This is a genomic window from Streptomyces sp. NPDC008238, from assembly GCF_042956445.1.
Lineage (GTDB): Bacteria > Actinomycetota > Actinomycetes > Streptomycetales > Streptomycetaceae > Actinacidiphila.
Genome location: NZ_JBIBGK010000039.1, coordinates 22165 through 43234, shown reverse-complemented (window position 1 = coordinate 43234; position 21070 = coordinate 22165). Strand labels below are relative to the sequence as shown.

22 protein-coding genes are annotated in these 21070 nt (G+C 72.3%); 8 read left to right on the top strand and 14 right to left on the bottom strand.

Going from position 1 to position 21070, the window contains the following annotated elements:
- Positions 1-149: 149 nt before the first annotated feature.
- Positions 150-584 (bottom strand): hypothetical protein, encoded by a 435-nt coding sequence (locus ACFZAU_RS38780; protein WP_500556118.1) that lies wholly within the window; start codon positions 582-584, stop codon positions 150-152.
- Positions 585-743: 159 nt separating this feature from the next.
- On the opposite strand from ACFZAU_RS38780, the gene ACFZAU_RS38775 reads away from it, so the two are divergent.
- The gene (locus tag ACFZAU_RS38775) at positions 744-1253 is read left to right on the top strand and encodes a cupin domain-containing protein (RefSeq protein ID WP_500556117.1); all 510 of its coding nucleotides are present in this window, start codon (positions 744-746) and stop codon (positions 1251-1253) included.
- A 43-nt stretch (positions 1254-1296) separates the two neighbouring features.
- Here the strand turns inward: ACFZAU_RS38775 and ACFZAU_RS38770 are convergent, their stop codons facing one another.
- Together ACFZAU_RS38770 and ACFZAU_RS38765 are read right to left on the bottom strand one after the other, a co-directional pair.
- On the bottom strand, positions 1297-1677 hold the full coding sequence (locus ACFZAU_RS38770) for a VOC family protein (RefSeq protein ID WP_499602044.1): 381 nt from the start codon (positions 1675-1677) through the stop codon (positions 1297-1299).
- A gap of 124 nt (positions 1678-1801) precedes the next feature.
- Positions 1802-2311, bottom strand: a complete 510-nt coding sequence (locus ACFZAU_RS38765) for a GNAT family N-acetyltransferase (RefSeq protein ID WP_500465375.1) — start codon at positions 2309-2311, stop codon at positions 1802-1804.
- 135 nt (positions 2312-2446) lie between these two features.
- On the opposite strand from ACFZAU_RS38765, the gene ACFZAU_RS38760 reads away from it, so the two are divergent.
- On the top strand, positions 2447-2851 hold the full coding sequence (locus ACFZAU_RS38760) for an SRPBCC family protein (RefSeq protein ID WP_499602048.1): 405 nt from the start codon (positions 2447-2449) through the stop codon (positions 2849-2851).
- A gap of 15 nt (positions 2852-2866) precedes the next feature.
- Complete coding sequence (locus ACFZAU_RS38755) at positions 2867-3562, top strand: alpha/beta fold hydrolase (RefSeq protein WP_500556116.1); 696 nt, start codon at positions 2867-2869, stop codon at positions 3560-3562.
- Between the two features lie 649 nt (positions 3563-4211).
- On the opposite strand, the gene ACFZAU_RS38750 is transcribed toward ACFZAU_RS38755, so the two are convergent.
- Genes ACFZAU_RS38750 through ACFZAU_RS38735 form a run of 4 tightly spaced genes read right to left on the bottom strand, consistent with a single transcriptional unit; the run spans position 4212 to position 7082 of the window.
- Entirely contained in the window at positions 4212-4724 is a 513-nt protein-coding gene (locus tag ACFZAU_RS38750) for a hypothetical protein (protein ID WP_500556115.1), read from the bottom strand.
- 4 nt (positions 4725-4728) lie between these two features.
- Complete coding sequence (locus tag ACFZAU_RS38745; RefSeq protein ID WP_500556114.1) at positions 4729-5445, bottom strand: hypothetical protein; 717 nt, start codon at positions 5443-5445, stop codon at positions 4729-4731.
- Positions 5446-5448: 3 nt separating this feature from the next.
- The gene (locus tag ACFZAU_RS38740) at positions 5449-6735 is read right to left on the bottom strand and encodes a putative T7SS-secreted protein (protein ID WP_500556113.1); all 1287 of its coding nucleotides are present in this window, start codon (positions 6733-6735) and stop codon (positions 5449-5451) included.
- On the bottom strand, positions 6732-7082 hold the full coding sequence (locus tag ACFZAU_RS38735) for a DUF6317 family protein (RefSeq protein ID WP_499602058.1): 351 nt from the start codon (positions 7080-7082) through the stop codon (positions 6732-6734). Before ACFZAU_RS38735 ends, ACFZAU_RS38740 begins: the two co-directional genes overlap by 4 nt.
- Positions 7083-7359: 277 nt before the next feature.
- Between ACFZAU_RS38735 and ACFZAU_RS38730 the strand changes: the two genes are divergently transcribed.
- From ACFZAU_RS38730 to ACFZAU_RS38720, 3 genes are all read left to right on the top strand, one after another.
- Positions 7360-7797: a hypothetical protein gene (locus ACFZAU_RS38730; protein WP_500556112.1), complete on the top strand. Its 438-nt coding sequence runs from the start codon at positions 7360-7362 to the stop codon at positions 7795-7797.
- A gap of 118 nt (positions 7798-7915) precedes the next feature.
- Positions 7916-10156 (top strand): hypothetical protein, encoded by a 2241-nt coding sequence (locus tag ACFZAU_RS38725; RefSeq protein WP_500556111.1) that lies wholly within the window; start codon positions 7916-7918, stop codon positions 10154-10156.
- A 55-nt stretch (positions 10157-10211) separates the two neighbouring features.
- Positions 10212-11273, top strand: coding sequence for a hypothetical protein (locus tag ACFZAU_RS38720; RefSeq protein ID WP_500556110.1), 1062 nt, complete (start codon positions 10212-10214; stop codon positions 11271-11273).
- 99 nt (positions 11274-11372) lie between these two features.
- On the opposite strand, the gene ACFZAU_RS38715 is transcribed toward ACFZAU_RS38720, so the two are convergent.
- From ACFZAU_RS38715 to eccB, 7 genes are all read right to left on the bottom strand, one after another.
- Positions 11373-12722 (bottom strand): S8 family serine peptidase, encoded by a 1350-nt coding sequence (locus ACFZAU_RS38715; RefSeq protein WP_500556109.1) that lies wholly within the window; start codon positions 12720-12722, stop codon positions 11373-11375.
- 78 nt (positions 12723-12800) lie between these two features.
- On the bottom strand, positions 12801-14264 hold the full coding sequence (locus ACFZAU_RS38710; protein WP_500556108.1) for a hypothetical protein: 1464 nt from the start codon (positions 14262-14264) through the stop codon (positions 12801-12803).
- 52 nt (positions 14265-14316) lie between these two features.
- On the bottom strand, positions 14317-14631 hold the full coding sequence (locus ACFZAU_RS38705; RefSeq protein ID WP_499602070.1) for a hypothetical protein: 315 nt from the start codon (positions 14629-14631) through the stop codon (positions 14317-14319).
- 22 nt (positions 14632-14653) lie between these two features.
- Positions 14654-15925 carry a type VII secretion-associated serine protease mycosin gene (mycP, locus tag ACFZAU_RS38700; RefSeq protein WP_500556107.1) on the bottom strand — a complete coding sequence of 424 codons (1272 nt, stop codon included), beginning with the start codon at positions 15923-15925 and terminating at the stop codon, positions 14654-14656.
- 130 nt (positions 15926-16055) lie between these two features.
- A complete protein-coding gene (locus tag ACFZAU_RS38695; protein ID WP_499602074.1) occupies positions 16056-16346 on the bottom strand; it encodes a WXG100 family type VII secretion target in 291 nt (96 codons plus the stop codon).
- Positions 16347-16420: 74 nt separating this feature from the next.
- Entirely contained in the window at positions 16421-16747 is a 327-nt protein-coding gene (locus ACFZAU_RS38690; RefSeq protein ID WP_499602075.1) for a WXG100 family type VII secretion target, read from the bottom strand.
- A 229-nt stretch (positions 16748-16976) separates the two neighbouring features.
- Positions 16977-18509 carry a type VII secretion protein EccB gene (gene eccB, locus ACFZAU_RS38685; protein WP_500556106.1) on the bottom strand — a complete coding sequence of 511 codons (1533 nt, stop codon included), beginning with the start codon at positions 18507-18509 and terminating at the stop codon, positions 16977-16979.
- A 266-nt stretch (positions 18510-18775) separates the two neighbouring features.
- Here eccB and eccE point away from each other — a divergent pair, with 266 nt between their 5' ends.
- Positions 18776-20113 carry a type VII secretion protein EccE gene (eccE, locus tag ACFZAU_RS38680; protein WP_500556105.1) on the top strand — a complete coding sequence of 446 codons (1338 nt, stop codon included), beginning with the start codon at positions 18776-18778 and terminating at the stop codon, positions 20111-20113.
- On the top strand, positions 20113-20958 hold the full coding sequence (locus ACFZAU_RS38675) for a hypothetical protein (RefSeq protein ID WP_499602080.1): 846 nt from the start codon (positions 20113-20115) through the stop codon (positions 20956-20958). Before eccE ends, ACFZAU_RS38675 begins: the two co-directional genes overlap by 1 nt.
- Positions 20959-21070 lie beyond the last annotated feature (112 nt).

Sequence of the window (21070 nt, the reverse complement as noted above, 5' to 3'; positions counted from 1 at the left end):
GGCCGCGCGATTTCAACCCGGGGGCGCGGCGCCAACCCCCTCCCCCCCCCGGGCTCCCGGCGGGAGGGCTCTGCCCGGGCCGGGGCGCGGGGCGGGGCGCGGGGGGGGGGGGGGGGCGGGCGGCCCCCCCCCCGCCCGTGTGCCGGCGTTCAGTCCCGCGGGGACGGCGGCCGGTAGGCGGGCGGTACGTCCCGGGGGTCGCGCCGCACGGCGGCCGGGCGGTCGCCTCGGGCCGCCTCGTCCTCGCGGGCTTCGTCCGCCGCCTCCGCCGCCTCCTCGCCGGCCCGCTGCTCGAACCAGCGCCGGGCGCGCTCCTCCTGCGCCGCGCGCTCCTCGGGCGTCATCCGCTCGTCCGCGCGCTTCAGCTCGGCCATGCGGTCGCCGATCGCGCCGAGGTAAGCGCCGGACAGCAGCGCCTCGCGCCCGCCGACACGGCCGGAGAGCACCTGCCGTGCCGTCTCCTTGAGCGTTGGGTCGACGTCGGGGTTGTCGGCGAGTGTCCTGAGCGCCTTGTGCAGTCGGCGGGCCTGTGCGGGATCGTCGGCTACGTCCATCAGGTCCGCGTCGCTGATCTCCTTGCTCATCGGCTCCGTTCCCCCGGTCGAGAGTGTCGTGACGCGTGTGTCCATGCCATCGTGCCATCAGGGGGACGCCACGACCACGGTCCCGGGCGCGCTGGCCGGGGTCGTCCGATCCGGTGTGGCACGGTCTGTCTGACCGATGGAAGGAGGCGACGAGCGCCCATGTCCTACCCGGAGCCCCGCTACCTCGGAGATCAGGGCGAGGTCAGCGCGCTCTTCCGTGCCGCCGGAACCGCCGCGGACGTGGTCGCGCCCTCGGGGACCCACACCCACTACCTCGCCACGCACGCGTCGACGGACGGTGCCTTCGGCCTGTACCGGATCGACATGGGCCCCGGCTCCCCCGGTCCCAGCACGCACTTCCACCGGTCGATCTCGGAGTCCTTCTTCGTCCTCTCCGGGGCCGTGCAGCTCTTCGACGGGGAGCGCTGGATCACCGCCCGCCCCGGGGACTTCCTCCACGTGCCGGCCGGGGGGCTGCACGCCTTCCAGAACGACTCCGACGAACCGGCCTCGATGCTGCTGCTCTTCGCGCCCGGAGCGGCCCGGGAGGAGTACGTCGAGAGGGCCGGCGAGATGGCGCGGCGCGGGGGTGCGGCGTTCCGGGAGTTCCTGCTCCGTCACGACAGCTTCTTCGTGGAGCCGCCGCAGGTCGGGCCGGAGCCGCTGTGACGGAACCGGGCCGGGGCCGCCCCGGGGAACCCGGGCCGGGCCGTCAGCCGTGGCTCGTGTCGATGACGCAGAAGCGGTTGCCCTCGGTGTCGGCGAGGACGACGAAGTCCGGGTCCGGCGGGTAGCGGTCCCAGTCGACCCGCACGGCGCCCAGCGCGACCAGGCGTTCCACCTCGGCCGCCTGTTCGGCGGCGTCGTCCGCGTACAGGTCGAGGTGGACCCGGGGGTGCTCCTGCACCGGGGTGGCACTGGCGCCGAGCGCGATGCCCGGTCCGGACGCACCCGCCGCGGGCACCAGCACCGCCCAGTCGTCCTCCGCCCGCACCTGGCCGTCGCGGGGCACGTAGTCGAGGGCGGCGCCCCAGAAGGCCGCCGCGCGCCGCACGTCCGTCACTCCGAGCACGATCGTCCCGAGGGTCAGCATGCGTCGAGTGTGCCGGCCCCGGGAGGGCGCGGACGGGCCTGCCACCGCGTGACCGTCACCCGCACCGCCGCCCCGGGCGCCGTCTTCGAGGGCGGACTCGTCCGGCGCCGTCCGCCGCACGGCGTCAGGGGGCGTACAGCTCCAGGCGCCAGTCGTTGCAGCGGATGGGGTTCCCCGGCGGGTACTCGAAGTCGCACTCCTCCACCAGCGTGAAGCCGAGCTTGCGGCAGATCGCGTTCGAGGCGTCGTTGTCGACCTTGGGGAAGGCGTGCAGGAAGCGCGGGCCCTTCTCCGCGGCCGCCCGCGCGATGACGGCCGCCCCGGCGGCCGCGGCGACACCGCGCCCCTGGAACTCGGGCAGGACGCCCCAGCCCGTCTCGTACACCGTCCCGCCCCGCCAGGACTTCTCCCAGTAGCCGATGCTCCCGGCCGGTACCCCCTCGGGCAGCAGGACGATGCTGAACATCCCGCCGCCTGCCTCGCCCCCGCTCGCCAGGTACCGCTCGTGCCGGACGAGCAGCTGCTCCTCGGTCTCGGGGCCGCCGAGGTGGCGCATCATCGCGGGCGCGTTCGCCCGGCGGAGCAGTTCGAGGTCGCCCTCCGACCACGGCTCGATCCGTACCTGCGTGTCCATCGACCGCTCCCCTCGTCGCTCCTGACCATCACACCACCCGGGTCCGACACCGCCACCGATGAGTTCCGCCGGCCGGCCCGGTCCTATCACCGGAGCCGTTCCGCCGTGGCCCGGCCCGACCAGAGAGGCAGCACCATGGACGACATCACCATTACCCGGGTATTCGACGCCCCGCTCGCCAAGGTGTGGAAGGTGTGGACCGAGCCGGAGTACTTCGCCCAGTGGTTCGGGGCCCCGCTGCCCACCGTCGCCAGCGACGTCCGTCCCGGCGGCGCCTGGCGCGCCACCGTCACCACGCCGCAGGGCGAGATGCCGCTGAGCGGGGTGTACCGCGAGGTGGAACTCCACAAGCGGCTGGTGTGGACGATGGAGGTCCCCGGAGAGCCCGAGGTCGTCATGGACGCGACCTTCACCGACCGCGGTGAGCGGACCGAGGTCGTCTACCGCCAGCCCGGCGTCCCCGAGGAGTACTGCGCCACGGCCGAGGCCGGCGCCAACCACATCCTGGACAGCTTCACCTCCGTCCTGGCGAAGTCCTGACGGCGGACCGCGGACGTGACGGCGACGACCTTCGTCCTCGTCCCCGGCGCGGGCGGCGGCACCTGGTACTGGCACCTGCTCGTGCCCGAACTGCGCCGCCGAGGCCACGCCGCGGTCGCGGTGGACCTCCCGACGGGGGACGACGGCGCGGGGCTGCGGGAGTACGCGGACTCGGTGGTCGCCGCCGCGGGCGACCGGGCGCCGCTGGTGCTCGTCGCGCAGTCGATGGCGGGCTTCAGCGCGCCCCTCGCCTGCGAACGGCTCGGCGACCGGCTGGTGCTGCTCGTCCTGGTCAACGCGATGGTCCCGGCTCCCGGCGAGACCGCCGGGGAGTGGTGGGCCGCCACGGGCCAGCCGGAGGCCCGGCGCGCCCTGGACCTCGCCGAGGGGCGTCCGGTGGACGGGGAGTTCGACCCCCTGGTGACCTTCTTCCACGACCTGCCGGGGCCGTTGGCGGAGGAGGGCCTCGCCCAGGGCACCCCGCAGTCGGACACCCCGTTCGGCGTGCCCTTCCCGCTGTCCGCCTGGCCGGACGTGCCGACCCGCGTCGTCGTGGGCCGCGACGACCGGCTGTTCCCCGCGGCCTTCCAGCGGCGCGTGGCCCGGAAACGGCTCGGCGTCGAGGCCGACGTGGTTCCGGGCGGGCACCTGGTGGCGCTCGCCGACCCGGGCGGGCTGGCGGACCTGCTGGTGGGCTACCTGCCGGGCTGAACCCGCGTGAGGGGTGGGGGGGGGGGGGGGCGCGCCGCCCCCCCCCCCCCCCCCCCCCCCCCCCCCCCCGGGGGGCCCCCCCGGGGGCCCCCCCCCCCCCCCGCCCCCCGCCCCCCCCCCCCCCCCCCCCCCCGCCCGGGGGGGGGGGGGGGGGGGGGGGGGGGGGCCCCCCGGGGGGGCCCCCCGGGGGGGGGGGGGGGGGGGGGGGGGGGCGCCCCCCCCCCCCCCCCCCCACGACGACCCGTGCGCCTGGTGGACGACCGCCTGGGCGCAGGCGAGCCGTGCGGACGGGCAGGGGCCAGGCGGAGTCGCCGCTGCCGCCGACAGCCCGGAACAGGTTGAGCAGCCAGAGGGGCGACAGCAGCACGAACACCACCCACGAGGTCACCGTCCCGCCGCGGCCGGCCGGCGTCGCCCCACCGGCCGGCCTGATCTCCCGGCGCGGCCGCCACCGTGCCCGCTTCAGCGGCGTGCGCGGTTCGCCCGGTTCCCCGCCGTCGGGGCCGAGAACGGTCGACCGCCCGCCCATCGGCTGCCCGGCCGGCGGGCGTACGACAGGACCCAGCGGCTCCCGCCCGGCCAGGTCACGGCAGGGGGTGAACCGCGCCCGCGCATCACCGCCGGCCCGGCGGGCACGCCGCGAGCACGCTCACGAGGCGGGGCCGACGGTCCTGGTCAGCCGCAGGGCACCGGGGCTCCACTGTTCCCGCCCGGTACTCCTCGCCTCGGCCGACCAGCCGCGCGCGCCGGCGATCGCCATGGCGCGCTCCTGGCCGACACCGCGGAACAGCCGGGCGGGGACGGTGACGGCGAGCTCGAGGCCGCCGTCCGCCGCGGTCCCGGACTTGTACGCCGCCGGGTGCCCTTCGGCCCGGTCGATGCGGCCGTGGATCTTCTCGGTGGCGTAGGCCTCCCAGACGGCGGCGTCCCAGGCCCACTCGATCCGCAGGCGCGGCCAGGTGAGCACGCCGAGCCAGGGGTTGAGCCACTTCAGGGGCGGGTTGAGCCCGGCCGACGCCAGGGCCGCCAGCACCCCGAGTGCCGCCGCGAGGGCGGCCCAGACCGGGAGCCAGAACCACTGCAGGACGAACTGCAGCAGCAGTCCCGTCCTGCTCCTGCGCCGGACGGTGGGACGGTCGTGTGGCAGTAGAGGTGTCGACATGGCATCACCCAAACACGTCGCGCACGCTGAGCGTGCTGGGATGGCCGCCGGCGGACTCCTGCCGGGGCACGGCCGGCGGGCGGGTCCCCATGCTCACCTCGACGCTGTCCGCCACGGCGGCCAGGACGCCGACGTAGTCGGGGAAGTCCTGGACCATCGGTGTGGTGAGCGTCAGTACGACCAGCTGGGAGACCGGGAGGCACGGAAGGTAGGCACTCGCCTGGGCGAGGTCGAGGGTGACGGAACCACCCGTGCCGTCCTCCCCGCCCCGCGCGGTCATCTGCAGCCCGGACAGGACGAGTACCCCGGGTCCGCCCGAGGTGTTGACCTCCAGGACCTCGTTGACCGGGTCGTCGGACAGGGCCTCCACGAGGCCGGCCACCACCGTCCGGACGTCCGGGGTGCGCTCGATCGGCTCCGCGATGACCGACAGCGTCGCCGTCGTCACCCGGTCGTCCGCCGTGCGCAGCAGGCAGAAGGCCGCTTCGAGCGTGCCGTCCTCGGCCGCCGCCTCGGCGATCCGCTTGTACCAGTACGCCACGGTCTCGCGCTGGTAGCCGGTTCCCGCGGCCCAGATGTCGGCGGCCATCGCGTCGAGGTACCGATCGCGTTCCGCGGGCTCCAACTCCAGCCCGAGGGAGCGGAACTCCTGCGGGATCCGCCACTGCACGAACGCCGGTGCGCTCTCCTCCGCGCCGGTGTCCGTCGTCGTCTCCGTCATCGATCAGGCTCCTGCCGCGGGGGGTTCGTCACTGAACAGGCCCGGGATCTTCAGGCCGGTACCACTGCCGGTGATGCCCGTCCACGAACCCCGGTACCACCACTCCTGCGGGCGCATGGGCAGGTTGTCGAGGGTGCTCGCGACCTTGCTCAGCGGCGTCCTGGCGAAGGAGAGCGCGCTGCTCTCCTTCATGATGTTCGCCAGCTTCGCCGCGCCCTGGACGGGCAGCTTGCCGGTGAGGGTGAACTTCAGGCCGCCGGTGATGGCGGCGTCCGCCTTCACCGCGTTGAAGGCCTTGCCGATCTTCCCGGTCGCCCCGATGGCGAGGAACTTGCCGCCCGGGACGGCCGCGAGCGCGTCCATGCCCAGGCTCGTCCAGCTCACGTCCGCGCCGCCGAGCTTGGCGGCACCGTGCGCGCCCAGCGCGCCGAGCGCCGTGACGCCGCCGGCCAGGGCGAGCGCGCCGGACAGCGGCGGGCACCACATCGTCAGCAGTGAGGCGACGGCCAGCGCGCCGGAGACGGCGCTGAGGATGTCCCCGACCTTCTTCAGCAGATCGGCGTGCTTCACGCACCAGTTCTGGATGTCGTGGCCGATCTTGGTGAAGAAGTCCGCCAGCCCCTCGAAGAAACCGGCGTCCGGCGCCTTGTCGTTGGCCTTGCGCAAGCGGTCCGCGACGCCCCGGGCGTCGGACTGGTGGTGCTCCAGCAGTTCCTCGGCCCGCTTGATGATGTCCTCGAGCTCCTGCTGCGCCTTCTCCAGCTGCTTCCCCGCCAGGTCGAGGTCCTTGCCCGCCTGGTTCAGCCGGTTCGAGGCCGCGTCGATCCTCGCCTGGGCGTCGGCGAGTTCGCCCGGTGTGGCGTAGTACTGGCCGGCCAGGCGCAGCGCCGGGTCGGCCGCCGCCTGGTTGTAGGAGGAGGCCGCGCGGTCGTAGGCGCCCTGCCCGGACTTCTCGCGCTCCTTGGCGGCCTTGGCCTGGGCCTCGTAGTCGCGGGCCTTCTGCTGGTACTCCGCCAGTTTCGTCCGCCACGAGGACAGCTGGAGCGAGGCCTCGCGCAGGGCGTCCCGGCTGTCGCCGACGTAGCGCGGCAGATCGCCGACCTTCTCGGCGAAGGCGCTCGCCGCCTCGCCCTCCCAGGTCTTGCCGCCCTTGGTGATCCCGGTGAGCGTGGTGTAGGCGTTGTCCAGGCCCGTCGCGGCCCGCGACAGCTTGGAGTTGAGGTCCTCGACGCTCTCCACCTTCCCCGGCGCGGGGTCGAAGCCTATGGAGGGGTAGTCCGTCGCCGTCATCGCGCACCCGCCGTGGGCCGTGCCTCGGGGGTCGGGGACGGGGTGGGCTTCGGCGCGGCGCCCTGCGTCATGGCGTCGCGGATCGCCTGCTCCGTGGCCTCGTAGTTGTCCTTGGTGGCCTTGAGCTTCTCCTCGATCTGCGCGGTGCCGTCGGCGATCTTCCCGATCGCGTTGTCCCAGCTGTCGTGGAACTCGTCGCAGGCGTTGTCCAGCGCCTCGCTGCCGGTGCTCTTCGGACCCACGTCCTTCAGCGCGTTCAGCGCCTTGCGCATGTCGTCCTGGCTGTCGTGCAACTGCTTCAGCAGCCGGTCGAGGTCCTGGACCTCGACCTTGAAGTGGTCACCCAATGTGTGTCCCCCGCGTGGACCGCCCGCCGTGCCTCAGCGCCAGGGGCGGTGGTTTCAGCCGACCCACCGAGGCTACCGCTCCCCACGTGCCGCTTCACCCCCGCCGGGGGCTCCGCCCAGGATCTCTACGTGCGTGACGGGCCCGCCCCTTGCGTGATCCGGTAGGTTCGGATGCTGTTGGCATGTCCTCGCTTAGGCGATCGGCGGTACCGGAGCCGGGGGCCGTACGCACCGCGGACGTGCCGGAATCGCAGTCAACGGGGATGGGACAACGGGGATGAGTACTCCCTTCGAAGGTTCACAGGGCGGCGCCGCCGCGCGGACGCGGCTGAACTCCGTGCCCGCGGACCCGGGCGGCGGCGGGACGTCCGCCGGAACGACGAAGGTCGACACGCAGCGGCTGGACGGGGCGGCCAACGCCCTGGTCGAACTGCGCGGTGACACCGAGAACGTCGACAACACGGCCGACGAGGACACCCTCGGCGCCGTCACGGGCCTCAACAGGCACACCGCCCCCGGCCCGCCCGAGGCCGGCTCCTGGGCCACCGCGGGCTCCCTGGTCGGCCTGGACGTCCGCTGGGGCGACCAGGTCGTCAACCTCAAACTCATGCTCCAGGACATCAGCGACAGGCTCCACGCCAGCACCGGCCACTACACCCGCGCCGAGCAGGAGGAACAGGCCCGCCAGGCCTCCATCCGCACCCCCTTCGGCTGAGCCCGGCACTGGATCCCGCACCGGACCCGGGTCGCCCGGGACGGCGCCCGGCGGACGTCGTACGTCCGGGGCGAAAACCCACACCCGTCCGCAGGGACGGACAGGAGCTGACGCAGACATGGTGTCCATCCCCTACCTCGACAAGGCCGACCTCGGCCCGCTGGCCGACGCCGCCGCCTCGTGGGGCGCGCTTCCCGCCAAGTACGAGGCGTTGCGGCGCGAGTTCGAGCAGCGCGTGATCAACCACCTCAAGGGCCATTGGGAGGGCGACGCCGCGACCGCGGCCTTCGCCACCATGGGCAGGGCCCGCACGGAGTACGAGAACGCCGCCACCGAGGCCGGCCGCGTCGCCAAGCTGCTCCAGGACGCCCACACCGAGTTCGCCAGGTACCAGAAGCAGCTGCACACCCTGCTCGACGAGGCCCGCCGCGACAGCTTCCGCGTCTCCGAGGACGGCGCGATCAAGGACGTCGACTCCCGCTGGGACAGCCCGACCGCCTCAGCGTCCCCGGGCTTCGCGACCGAGCGCAAGGACAAGCTGGACTCGCTCTCCTCCCGCCTGAGGCAGGTCCTCGAACAGGCCACCGCCGCCGACGAGGCCGCGAGCGCCGCCCTCGGACGCGACGCCAACGCAGACAGCCGGTCGTTCAACACCAGCGTCTACACCAGCCTCGACGCGGTGGAGGCCGACCAGGCGTCCGCGCTGATGACGAAGAAGGGGCGGTTGACCGACGCCGAGCTCACCAAGCTCGACCGGCTCCTCGCGGCGAACAGGAACGACCCGGAGTTCGCACGGCAGTTCGCGGTGAAGACCGGCGCCGAGAACATGCTGGACAAGTACAACGAGATCGTCACCCCGCCCGCGGGGACGCACTTGTCCAAGAGCGAACTGGCCCGGCTCAAGGACATCCAGCAGAACCTGGGCACCACCATCGGTACCGCCACCACGTCCGACGACCGCGCCGGCCACCGCGACCCCGCCGTCACGAAGTTCCAGGACGACCTGCTCGAAGCCGGTCACCGCGACTTCAACGCCAACCCCACCGAGACCCCCTACGGCCTCAGCGGGTACCAGCTCACCAGCAGTCTGATGAGCCACGGCACGTGGGACACCGACTTCCTCCAGGCCTACGGGAACGACCTCCTCACCGCCGAGAAGAACGGCACGAACGGCGGCCAGAACCCGGATGCCTACTGGACCGGCAACATGACCCGCTCCTTGGGACCCGCCAACATCGGCGCACTGGACCCCATGACCGGCTTCATGGAAGCCCTGGGCCACAACCCGGCTGCCTCCACCGAGTTCCTCTCCTCCGAGTCGGAGGTCAACGGCGAGAAGGTCGACCACCTCGACTACCTGATGAAGGACCGCCACTGGCCCGACGGCGCGGCCTTCACCGGGGACCCCCAGAACCGCAGCGGCTACAACAACCTCGGTCACGCGCTGGAGTCCGCGACCACCGGGCACGCGTACGACACCGGCCCCTCGGCGGACACCCCGGCGCACAACGAGAAGCAGGCCCCTCTGATGCACGAGGTGGTCCACTCCGTGTCCCAGGACTCGGAGCTCGCGCACGACGGGATGCAGGACAGCCTCGGACGGATGGCCGGGGAGTACATGCCGGACATCCACCAGTCCCTGACGAACGACCGTTCGGGGAACAGGGACCAGTTCTATCCGATCGAGGGCGCCGCGGCGAACCTCAGCGAACAGGACACCTCCCGCTTCCTGATGACCGTCGGGAAGGACCCGGACGGCTACGCCGCGGTCAACCTCGCCGAGAGCGCGTACACCTCGAACCTCATCGACCACCACCTGCAACACCCCGACGCCTTCGAGGGGTCCACGGACACCGCGCTGCGGGAGATCGCCAGGTCGTCGGGCGAGGTCCAGGGCAGCATCGCGATCGGCAGGCGCGAGTCCGACATCGGCGACGCCGCGGAGGCCGACAAGGCCTACAACGACGCCATGGGACGCGCGGGCGGCTACGCGTCGGGGATCGTGGGCACCGGCATCGGTGTCGGCACGTCCTTCATCGCCACTCCGGCCGTCGGCGCGGGTGTCGGCGGCGTCGCGACCACCGTCACCGGGGACCTGATCAACCGGATCGTCAGCGGAGCCGAGCGCGACACCATGGGCAACGCGGTGTACTCCAGCGGCGGCGACTGGGAGGACGCGAAGTACTCCACCGCCGCCGTGCTCCAGGACGCCTACCGGAACTCGGCGGAGGCCCAGGGACAGGGTCACGTCGCCGACTACCAGAACATCCTCGCCAACGAGGTCGAGGTGGGATTCCACTCCGCCGACAGCAACCTGGACGGCTACGGCCAGGACACGAGGGGAACCGGGCAGGGCTGACCCCGGGCGCAAGCACGGGACCGGCCTCGGACACGCGACACAGGGAATGCGGCTCATGAAGTGGGACAACCGGACGTGGCTCCGGAAGAACGGCGGGCGACGGCTGGTCGTCTCGGCAGTGGTGCTCGCCGCGCTCGGCGCGGGGTACTACGGGTTCCAACTGCAGTACCCGGCGGCGAAGGCGGCCCGGGCGTGCGGCGGGATGCTGCCGGTCGACCCGGTGCTGGACCTCGCAGGGAAATCACGGCTGAGCCTGCTCGGCTCGGGCTTCGACGCCGACAGCCGGCGGTTCGACGTCTCCGACGACGTGAAGGAACCCGACGGGCTCGCCGTGCGCTGCGAGGTGGGCGGGGTCAAGGTGTCCGTCGAGACGACGGCGGGCGCCCTCAACGCGTACGGCGCCTACACCTTCCAGAGCGAGGAGCGGACCCTGCCCGTCCCCCTCGGCGGGGGCTGGCAGGGCTTCATGGTCACCGAGGACGACGATGCCACCGCCTCCGTGGTGCTCAGCTGCAAGAACTGGGCGCCCGACGAGGGCGGCGGGATCCTCGTGGCGGCCACGTCCCCCACCGGCACCGAGGTCACCGAGGACGTGCGCCTGGCCCTCGCCCGTACCGTGACCGCGACCGCGCAGCGCGCCGCGGAGAACACGGGGTGCACGACGAAGCCGGGGAGCACGGACGCGCTGACGGCCCCGCAGGCCGCCGCCACGACCGTGCCGGCCGCCGGGGCCAAGGGCACCTGCGAGGGGCTGACCTCCGCGACGGAGGTACGCGAGACACCCGCCGCGACCGCGCCGGTGGAGGAGTGCGTGCTCGGCGGGCGTCTGCAACTGTCGGCCGCGTACGGCCCCTTCAACGACAACTCCCGCGCCGTCGCGAACGGCCCCTATGGCGGGCACGACAAGCCCGCGGGCGCCGACCGCACCTCGGTGTGGACCTCGGCCACCTGCCCCGGGGCGCTGGGCATCGGCTACTTCGCGGCGTACGCGGTCGACGGGAGCAGCCGGGACTTCGGGGCGCACCCGCTCACCGGGCCGGAGCAGGCCGATCTGCGGCACTTCGCCGAGCAGTCGGCCGCCCGCCACGGGTGCGGCAGCCCGGCGAAGCCTTCCTGAGGCTTCCCGACGGCGGCCGGGACCATACGTGCGGCCGTCGTCAGGGCCGCACGGCCCGGACGACGGCCGGCCCGAGGTCCGCCCCCGCTCGGGCCCCGGCTACTGGTTCGGCCACCGCCCCGGCGCCTGCGCCTGCTGCTGGTACGGGTCGCCGCCCTGCTGGTACTGCGGCTGGTGCGGCGGCTGCCCGTACTGCGGCTGCCCGCCGCCACCCCACCCGGCAGGCCCGCCGGGCACACCCGGCCCGCCCGGTCCCCCGCCGTTGCGCCTGCCCCGGCGCGCGATCCTGACGATCAGCAGGACGAGGAGTGCGAGGACGACGAGCGCGACGAGTCCGACGACCGCGAGGACCGGGCCGTTGCCGGAGGACGACGAGGACGAGGACGCCGCGTCATCGCTCGCGGTGGGGTTCCCCTTGGACTCCGTCGGCCCCGGGGCGCCTTCCTTGAGCGACTCGGGAACGGCGAGCGGGCCGTACTTAGCGCCCGCGGGGACGTCCCGCTGGAGTGCGGCGAGCGGCTGGATGAAGCCGTAGCCGTAGTGGTCGTCGGGAAGCGCGGTGCCCTTCGCTGACGCGGGGAGCCCCGCGGTCTTCGTCAGGCGGTTGACGAGCTGCCCGACGGTCAGGTCGGGGAACTCGGCCCGCAGGAGCGCGGCGGCGGCGGAGGTGAAGGCGGTGGCGTCCGAGGTGCCGTTGGCGGATCGATACGGGAAGGACTCGTCCCCGCCGCCGGCGGACACGATGTGCGTCCCCGGTGCGGTCAGCAGGAGTCCCTCACCGTGGTTGGAGTCTTCCCAGACCTCCCCGGAATTCTGGACCGCGCCGACCGTCAGCACACCGGGATCGCTCGCGGGATACTTCCATGCCTCCCGCCCGCCGCCGTCGTTCCCGGTACCCACCACGACCAGGACGTCCTTCTGCAGAGCGTAGGCGACGGCCTCCTCTTCCGCGGTCGACTGCGTGGAGATCTGCTGGGAGATGTTGATGACGGAGGCGCCGTGGTCGACGGCGTAGCGGATGGACGGCCCGAAACCCTCCTCGGCGTCGCCGGTGTCGCGGATCGAAAGGATGCGGGCGTCGGGGGCCAGACCCATCACCCCGCTGCCATTCCCGGGACCGTGTCCGTGACCGGCGATGATGGATGCCATCGCGGTGCCGTGGGCGTCTTCGCCCTCCGGCAGGGACGACGCGTCACCGTCGATGAAGTCCTTGCCCTGCACCACGTTGCCCTTGAGGTCCACGTGCTCGGAGTCGACACCCTCGTCGATGACGGCGACGGTGACGCCCTTGCCGGTGGAGATCTTCCAGATGGCTTCGGCATCGAACGCCTTGAGCGGCCACTGGTCGTCTCTCACCTGATCCGCGGCGGCCATGGGCGCGGCGGTCAGAACCAGGGCGCCGGCGAGTACGGCTCCGCTGACCACGCGCAGCGTTCGTGTGAAGCTCATCGGTGTCCTTCCTCGGGCAGTGGGGGCCGCGGCATGGCCACGCCCCCCACTTTCTACATCCAGCTACTGGACGAACGGTTATTCGATGACCCGCGGAGCGTTGTTCTGCTCGGGCGTCCAGGTCTCCTCGTCCTCGACCAGGTAGTCGGGACGCTCGCCCTCGCGCCGCTCTTCCTCTTCCCCACGGTCGGTCTGGCCGCGGCCCATCATGCGGTTCGCGCCCCTGCCCGTGCCGCTGCCGCCGCCGGCGCCCGCCGCGCCGCGGCTCTTGTGCAGACCCGAACCGCCCGGTGTGCCGCGGGTGCCCGAACCGGTGCCCTTCGCGGCACCGACGACACCGCCGCCACGACGTGCGAGGCTGCCGCCGCGGCCGGCCGCCGCGCCACCCCTGCCGCCGGCACCCGCACCCGCGCCACCGGCGCCCGGTATGCCGCCGCGACCCGCTGCTCCGGCGCGCCCACCGGTTCCGGAGGACCCACCGCGGGCACCGGCGCCACCACGTGCGCCGAGCCCGGCACCGGCCACGCCGCCGGGGAGGCCGCCGGCCAAACCGCCCGCACCGCCGGCGCCGCCACCGACCGCACCTCCGGCTCCCACGCCACCACCGGCTCCGGCCGTGCCGCCGCCGATGCCCGTCGTCGTGCCGGGAGGAGTGGCTATCCCGTCGATCGCCGTACCGACCTGAGGCTTCGTGCTGGTGGCCGGCTTGGGGACGCCGCCGGTGATGCCCGTGTCACGCGGGGACTTCACGTTCGAGGAGGGCTTGACCGTCCCTCCGGTGTTCCCCGTCACGCTGTTCCGGGACGTGGTCGTCTTCGGGCGTTCGACCGTGCGGGACGGCGTGGTGGGAACGACGACGGGGACCGGGGGCTGACCGATGGGCGCCGGGGGGTAATCCTCCGGATCGTCGATCCGCCGACGCCATTCGCCCATGGTCTTGGACTGCGCCGAGTACGCGAGGGCCAGGGTCTCCATCCTGGCCGCCATCTGCAGCTGGGCTTCCTTGCCCGCCGAGAGACTGCCCTCGTTGTTGTCCAAGGCGTTCTGAGCACCCCGGTTCTCCCGGATGTCCTTCTGCCAGTCCTCGCTGCGGTCGAACCCGTCGGTGAGCGCGTCACCCATGCTCGACAGCCTGCTCGGCTTCTCCATGCTGTCGACATCCGCCTTGACGGGCCGCAGCACGTTCGCGGCGCTCTGTATGGCGGTGGAGGTGTAGTGGGCGTAGGTCGCCGTGTTGTCGATCTGCGTGCTGATCTTCTTCGCCTTCGCCGCGAAGCCCTCCGCGGCGGACCCCTCCCAGTGCTGGAGGACGTGGTCGACGGCCTTGTCGAAGACCGCCTTGACGCTGCCGTCGCCCTTCACGAGCATGTCGTGGACCCGTCCCCAGGCCTGGGCCACGCCCTCCACCGTGTCCGGGTTGGCGTTGGCGAGCATGGCCTTCATCTCGTCCATGTTCTTGCCTGTGGCGAAGGGCGTCTTCACCTCGCCGGCGAAGCACATCTTCTCCGCTTCGCGGTACTCGTAGGACAGTCCGTCACCCATGCTCCACAACCCCCTCATGGATCAGCAATTCGTTCATCGGGACCCGCACCGCTCAGCCGCCGGACATGCCGGTCTGGGTGTCGTACTCGGCATTCGAGTAATGGCCGTGCGCCTTCTTCGTGTTCTTCCCGAACTGGTCCATGACCTCGTGCACGGCTTTGATGATGTCCTCGAGGTAGAGCTTCATGCCGTCGTGGGCCTCGGTGAGCTCCTTGGCCTCGACGAAGTCGATCCCCAGTGCACCCGGCGGCAGAAATGTCTGGTTCACGGCGGTCGACTTCGCGCTGCCCATGCTGCTGAGCACGCCGTTGAGCTTGGTGATCGTGTCCTCGAGCTCACTCAGATCGACCTTGTACTGGTCACTCATCGTGTCGCTTCCCCGTTCCTACTCATGTGTTGATCCCTCGCTTGCGACGCCAGTCACCCAGCACCACGCCGCCGCCGACCAGCAGCGCGACACCGCCGACGGCGCCGCCGACCGTGTACACGGCGTAGCGCTCGGTGCGTTCCTGGGGGCTCTCACCGAGGATGACGGTGGCCGCCTCGATCTTCTCGTGGGCTCCGGCGTCGACGACGGGGTCCGGCCTCGGGGCGTCCTCCGGGGTGGTGGCGTCGTCGTTGACGGCGGCCACCGGGTCGATGACGCCCCAGCCGACGAAGTCGTCGCGGCCGGGCTTGCCGCGGTCCGCGGTCTGCTCGATCTGGGTGATGACCTGACGGTACGTCCAGTCGGGGTGCTTGGCCCGGATCAGGGCGGCCACACCGGAGACGTACGGCGCGGAGAAGCTGGTGCCCTGATCGATGCAGTGGCCGCCGGCGGGGACGGTGGAGACCATGTCGACCCCGGGCGCCGCGACGCCGACGAAGGGGCCGGGCTGCGAGAAGTTGGCGCGGGCGTTGTCTCGGTCGGAGGCGCCGACCGCGAGGACGCCGTCGTAGGAGGCGGGGTAGGTCAGCTTGACCTGTCCGCTCGCGCCGTCGTTCCCGGCCGAGGCGACGATCAGCACGTCGTGGCGCTGGGCGTACCTGACGGCCTGCTCCAGCGCGGAGTCGGGCGGCATCGCCGTGGCGGTGTCCTGCGAGATGTTGATGACCTGGGCGCCCTTGTCCACGGCGTGCCGGATCGCGTCGACCATGGTCCGGACCGTGCCGCCGCCCTGGTTGTCGTTCTGGCGGATCGCGAGGATCGACGCCCGCGGGGCGATGCCGACGAAGCCGGTGTCCTTGAAGGGCCGGGCGGCGATGATGCCGGCGACCTTGGTGCCGTGGCCGACCGGGTCCTTGGTGCCGTCGTTCCTGGTGCCGTCCTTCTTCTTGCCCGGCTCGATCAGGTCCTCCCCGCCGCCGAACTTGATCGCGGGGGCGAGCTGCCGGTTGTTCTTGTCGACGCCGGTGTCGATCACGGCGACGTTCACCCCGAGGCCCTGGGTGTCCTTCCACAGCTGGTCCAGGACGATGCGCTGCAGCGACCAGGGTGTGCCCTCGATCACGTCGGAGGGGAACGAGCACTGGGTGTCGTCGATCTGGAAGCGCTCGTTGTCGACGTCGTCGGCGAGGACCGTGCGGACGTCACCGACGGCCGGCACCGGGGCGACGCCGGAGGCCGGCAGGCCGAAGGCGGCGAACGCCGCTGCTGCGGCGGCGGTGGCGGTGCGCCTCACGGCGTGCGATCCCACTGGTGTTCCGTCCTCCCGTTGTGTGCGGTTCGTGGTCAAACCGCCGACGAGGGCGAGCACGTACGTCGTCCGTACACGCCCGCCCTCATCACGAACTACGCGGCCAGGCGCGCAGTCAGCCCCAGATCTGCCGGTTCTTGTTCTCGGTGTCCTGGTAGTTCTGCGCGGCCGTGTCGAGGGCACGGGCGATGGCCTCCAGCGTCTGGTGCATGGACGCGGCACGCTGGTCCCACTCGGTCTGCTTGGCGCGGTAGGCCTCCTGCGCGGAGCCCTCCCACGTGGTCGCGATCTTCTTCACGCCGGACTCGAGGTCGTCCAGCTGGCGCTTGATGTTGTTGGCCGTCGTACGCACGTCGGTCGCGGCCTGGGAGATGGTCTGGAAGTTGACCAGGATCTGCCCGGACATGTGATGTCTCCTCAGATGTTGGATTCGGAACCGTGATCCGGCCGGCACGGCGTCAGGTCACCGTGCGGGGACGGTCATCCGAACGGGTTGCCGCCCTGCGCCGAGATGCTCTGGATGGACGCGCGCTGCTCCTCCTCGGAGGCGGAGTAGTTCTTGGTGCTCGCGTCCACGGCTTCCTTGATGTCGCCCAGGATCTGGTTGATCTTGTTGGCGTCCTCGTTCACCTGCGACTGCAGGTTGTTGTACGCCGTGGCGGCGGAGCCCTTCCACCCGGAGGTGATCGTGTCGATCACGGTCTGGAGGCGGCGGATCTCGCCCTGGATCGAGGAGTTGACCGTGGAGATGCGGTTGCTGAAAGCAACCATCTCCTCCTCGGTCATGGTGAACTGCTGTCCAGCCATGTGTCGCGTCCCCCATGAGACGTAGAAGATCGGATTCGACGAACATCGGAAGATGTCGCCGGTCTTCAACTCTAGCCAATAGCAGCGACAAGGCGAACAGGTACCCGGTTCCGTATCGGGATCCTGACCTTCATCACCAAACCCACACCGTCCCGCGGGAGTTGATGGTTTGGCCAATGGTTTGTCAAATACTCAAGCAATTCCCGTGGAACCCGGCGGAAATGCCAGTTCAGGAGCCCTGTGCCTGCTTTGCCGCGTCGACGTCGAGCGTCGGCCCGCTCGCGAGGAGATCCGACCAGATCCGCGGCACCGGCACCGGGGAGTTCTTCGCGTAACCGAGTTTGGTCTGCACGACGCCGACCTCGTCGTCCTGCTTCGCCGCGCCGCCGCTGTCGCTGTCGCCGGTCGTCGGCACCGAGTAGCGCAGGCCCGTGTCGGTGACCAGGAAGATGGACCCGATGCGCTTGTCGGTGCCGTCGTACGCCTTGTAGAAGAGTCCGCTACCCGGCGAGACGTAGGTGTTCGTACCGCTCTGCGCCACGTCCCGGGGAAACTTCTTCCCGGCCCACATGGTCATCGCCGGCTTCTTGGTCAACTTGTCGTCGACGCCGCCGTACACGCTGCAGGCGACCCTGCGGCCGTCCTTCTCGTCCTGGGTGTTGGCCTGCGTGACCGACTTCTCCGGCCAGCCCAGCCCGTCCATGAACGTCTCGCTCGCCCGGGCCGAGGTCACCTCGCCCACGTTGACGGAGACCGCCTCCGGCGACCCGCTGTAGAGCGACCTCGCCTGGGTGCTGTTCAGCAGCAGCTTCGCCATGAAGTCGGTGACGCGCACGACCCGGTCCCGCTGCACCACGTACTGGTCGTCGTTGGCCCTCAGCACCAGGCCGACCTTGGCGTGCTCCGGGCTCAGCCCCGGGGCGGTGGACGGCTCGCCCATCCCGTCGACCGGCGGGAAGGAGATGGCCGCGCCCGGCACGTTGTTGAGGGTCGACAGGAAGTCGGAGTCGACCTTCTGCGGCTGGGCGGAGGCGCCGAAGATGACCTGGCGCAGGGTGTTGACCAGTTCCGGGTGCTGCTTCCAGTCGGGACCGCCGAGCAGGTAGGTGAAGCCCCGGTCCGTCACCAGGTACTGCGCGCCACCGGGCACCTCGATGTACATGGCCTCGTCGTCACGGAGCCGGTTGCCGCCCCCGACGAGGGCCGCCTCCTTGGGCTTCTGCTGGTTGATGACGAGCACCGCCCGCTGCGCGGAGCGGTCCGTGCCGCCGCCCGGGGTCTCGCACAGCGCCCACGTCTTGGCCCTGCCCGCGTCGTCCTGGCTGGGCAGCCGGTCCGGGGCGTAGGGGATGCCGATGGTGGTGCCCAGCGTCATCCCGCTGTTGTCGAGCACCGACTCCTTGACCTTGAGGACCTCGAACTTCTCCGGGTCGAGCAGGAGCCGGGCTGAGGCGAGGTTGAGCACGGGGTGCAACTGGGGCTCCCCGTTGGTCTTCAGCACGACGTAACGGGTGGTGGACGCGTCGCCGACGATGACCTTCTGGGCGGGCGTGTCCCACCCCTTGGGGGCGGCGGGCTTCAATATGCCCCAGAATCCGAAGCCGACGACGACCAGCAGGCCCACCACGAGGCTCGGGGCGACGGTCTTCAGCGGACGCGGCGCGGCCTCCTCCGAACCGTGCGGGGAGGGCTGGAGGAACGCGGCCACCGTGCGCCTGCGCGCGAACGAGTAGGCGTTCAGCTCATCCCTACGTGTCGCCATTGCTGCGTCAACTCCCCGTATGTCGCTGCTTTGTTGTGGCGTTCCCCGGTCGCGTCGGCCTGCTGTGGTGACGGCTGTGGCGAGGGGGACCCCTACTATGCCGTGTGACGATCGCACCGTACGGTACGGGGTGGCGCGATCGGCCCGCCAGCGGCACCCGGAGCGTCCCGCGCCGGCCGGCGAGCGGACGCGAGCGAGCGCTGGACGGCGCGGCACGCCGGCCACGCGGCACAAGTACCGGCAGAAGCAGAAGGGTTGTACGGGGGATGACCACGGCGACCAGGTCCCGGCGCAGTCCGGGCGACGAGCCATCGCAACAGCACGCAGGACCACCCGGGGACGGCCGCGGCGGCGCCCCCGCGGCGCGGACCGGGGCCGCGGCGCCGGCGATGACCCGCAGACCCGGGAGCATAGGCCCCGTGCGGGTGCAGCAGCTCGTGCTGATCGAGCTGGCGCTCGCACTGCTGCTGGGCGGCTGGCTGATCCACAAGGTGGCTGGGCCCGTGGTGGCCGCGGCCGTGGCCGTGCCGCTCGTACTGTTCGGCCTGCTGCGGCGGCGCGGCCGCCCGATGCCGGAGTGGATGGCCACCGGACGCGCGCTGAAGGCCCGTCAGCGGCGCAACGCCGTCGCCGTCCCGCAGGGCACCGACCCCGGCTTCGTTCCGGTCGTGGAGTGCGACCCGGCGCTGCGCACCTACGGCTACACCGACGAGCGCGAGCAGCGCGAGATCGGCATGGTCGGGGACGGCACCTTCCTGACGGCCGTCGTCCAGGTGCAGGCGGTCGACGAGCCGCTGCGCCCGGCCCGCGGCGTCCGCTCGCTCCCCCTGGACCTGCTGAACGACCTGCTGACGGTGGACGACATCCGGCTCGCGTCGGTGCAGGTCGTCCAGCACACCCAGCCCGCCCCCGCCCCGCACCTGCCCCCGCAGGCGGTGGCCGCGCGCTCCTACGCGCCGCTCCAGGCACAGAGCCAGACGCCGGGGCTGCGGCTGACCTGGATCGCGATCAAGCTCGACCCCGAACTGTGCCCGGAGGCGGTGCAGGCACGCGGCGGCGGCATGGCCGGCGCGCGGCGCGCCCTGCTGCGGGCCGCCGACCACCTGGTGAGCCGGCTGGTGGGCACCGGGCTCGAGGCCCGGGTGCTGACCGAGCCCGAGATCATCGCCGCCGTGGCGACGTCGAGTTGCGTTAACCCGCTCGCCACCACCGGCGGCGCCGCCCTCGACGGCAGCCGCCAGGCGCGCCGCACCTCGGAGAGCGCACGGGCGTGGCGCTGCGACGACCGCTGGCACACCACGTACTGGGTCAGCCGCTGGCCGCACCTGGGCTCCGGCGCCACCGCGCTGCCCGACCTCGTCGGCCTGCTGACCTCCTCGCCCGCGCTGGCCAGCACCTTCTCGCTGGTCCTCGCGCCGGGGGGCAGCCGTTCGGCGCTGCTGTCGGGGTACGTGCGGCTGACCGGCCGCAGTGAGAACGAACTGGTCGAGGCCAGGCGCCAGTTGGAGCGCCGTGCGACCGCGTCCCGGCTGGGCCTGCTGCGGCTGGACCGCGAGCAGGTGCCCGGCATCCTCGCCACGCTGCCCCTGGGAGGTACCCGCTGATGCCGGCTCCGACCGTTCCCGCCTTCGACGGCCGGCGCCCGGGTGCCGGCTCCGGCTTCCCCGGCGGCACCGAACCGCGCCCCTCCCACCTGCCGCAGGGCTCCGACCCGCGCGGCTCCTCCCTCGCCGGCGCCGGACGGCGCACGCTGCGCGCCGCGTTCGGACTGCTCGGGCCGCGCCGCGACCGGCACACCCTGGCGCCCGCTCAGCTCGCCGGGCTGTCCCTGCCGATCGGTGACGACGGTGTCGTCATCGGGATCGACGCGTCCAACCAGCCCGCCGTGCTGGCGCTGAGCCGCCCCGCCCGCCTCGACGTGGTGCTGGTCGGCAGCATGTGGCTGGCGCAGGTGCTGTCGCTGCGCGCCGCCGCGACCGGTGCGCGGGTGGCGGTGGAGACCGCCCGCCCCCAGTCGTGGGCGCCGATGGCGCAGGCGGCCGGCGGCGGCCAGCAGTGCGTGACCGTGCACGAGGTGGGGCGGATCGCCCCGCAGGGCCCGTCGGTGCACAGCCCCGTCGTCATCGTCCGGGACTGCGGCGCCCGTCCGCCGCGCAGCCGGGTGGCGGCGCAGTCCTGGCAGTCGGTCATGACCCTGCTGCCGTACCTCGGGCCCACGGCGCCGCGGTTGCTCGCCGGCGCCGACGTGGTGGGGCTGCAGCGGGTCTCGCCGCAGGAGGCCGAGGTCATCGGCCGGGTCATGGGTCTGTCGGAGGCCGACGTGACGGCGCTGCCGACGCTCGGCGACAACGTGACCATGTGGTGCACGCGCAAGCACCGGCAGTTCGTGATGACGCAGCCCACCGACGCGGAGTCCGGCCTCCTCGGCCCGGCCCGGCGCGTGGACTGATCCGCACGGCCCCCTCGGGGGTGTTCCGGCCGCTCTGGTGCCGCGGCGGTTTCCGGGCCGCGGCACGGGGCATGGGGCACAGGGGTCCCTGGATCCGCAGCGGTCGCGTCAA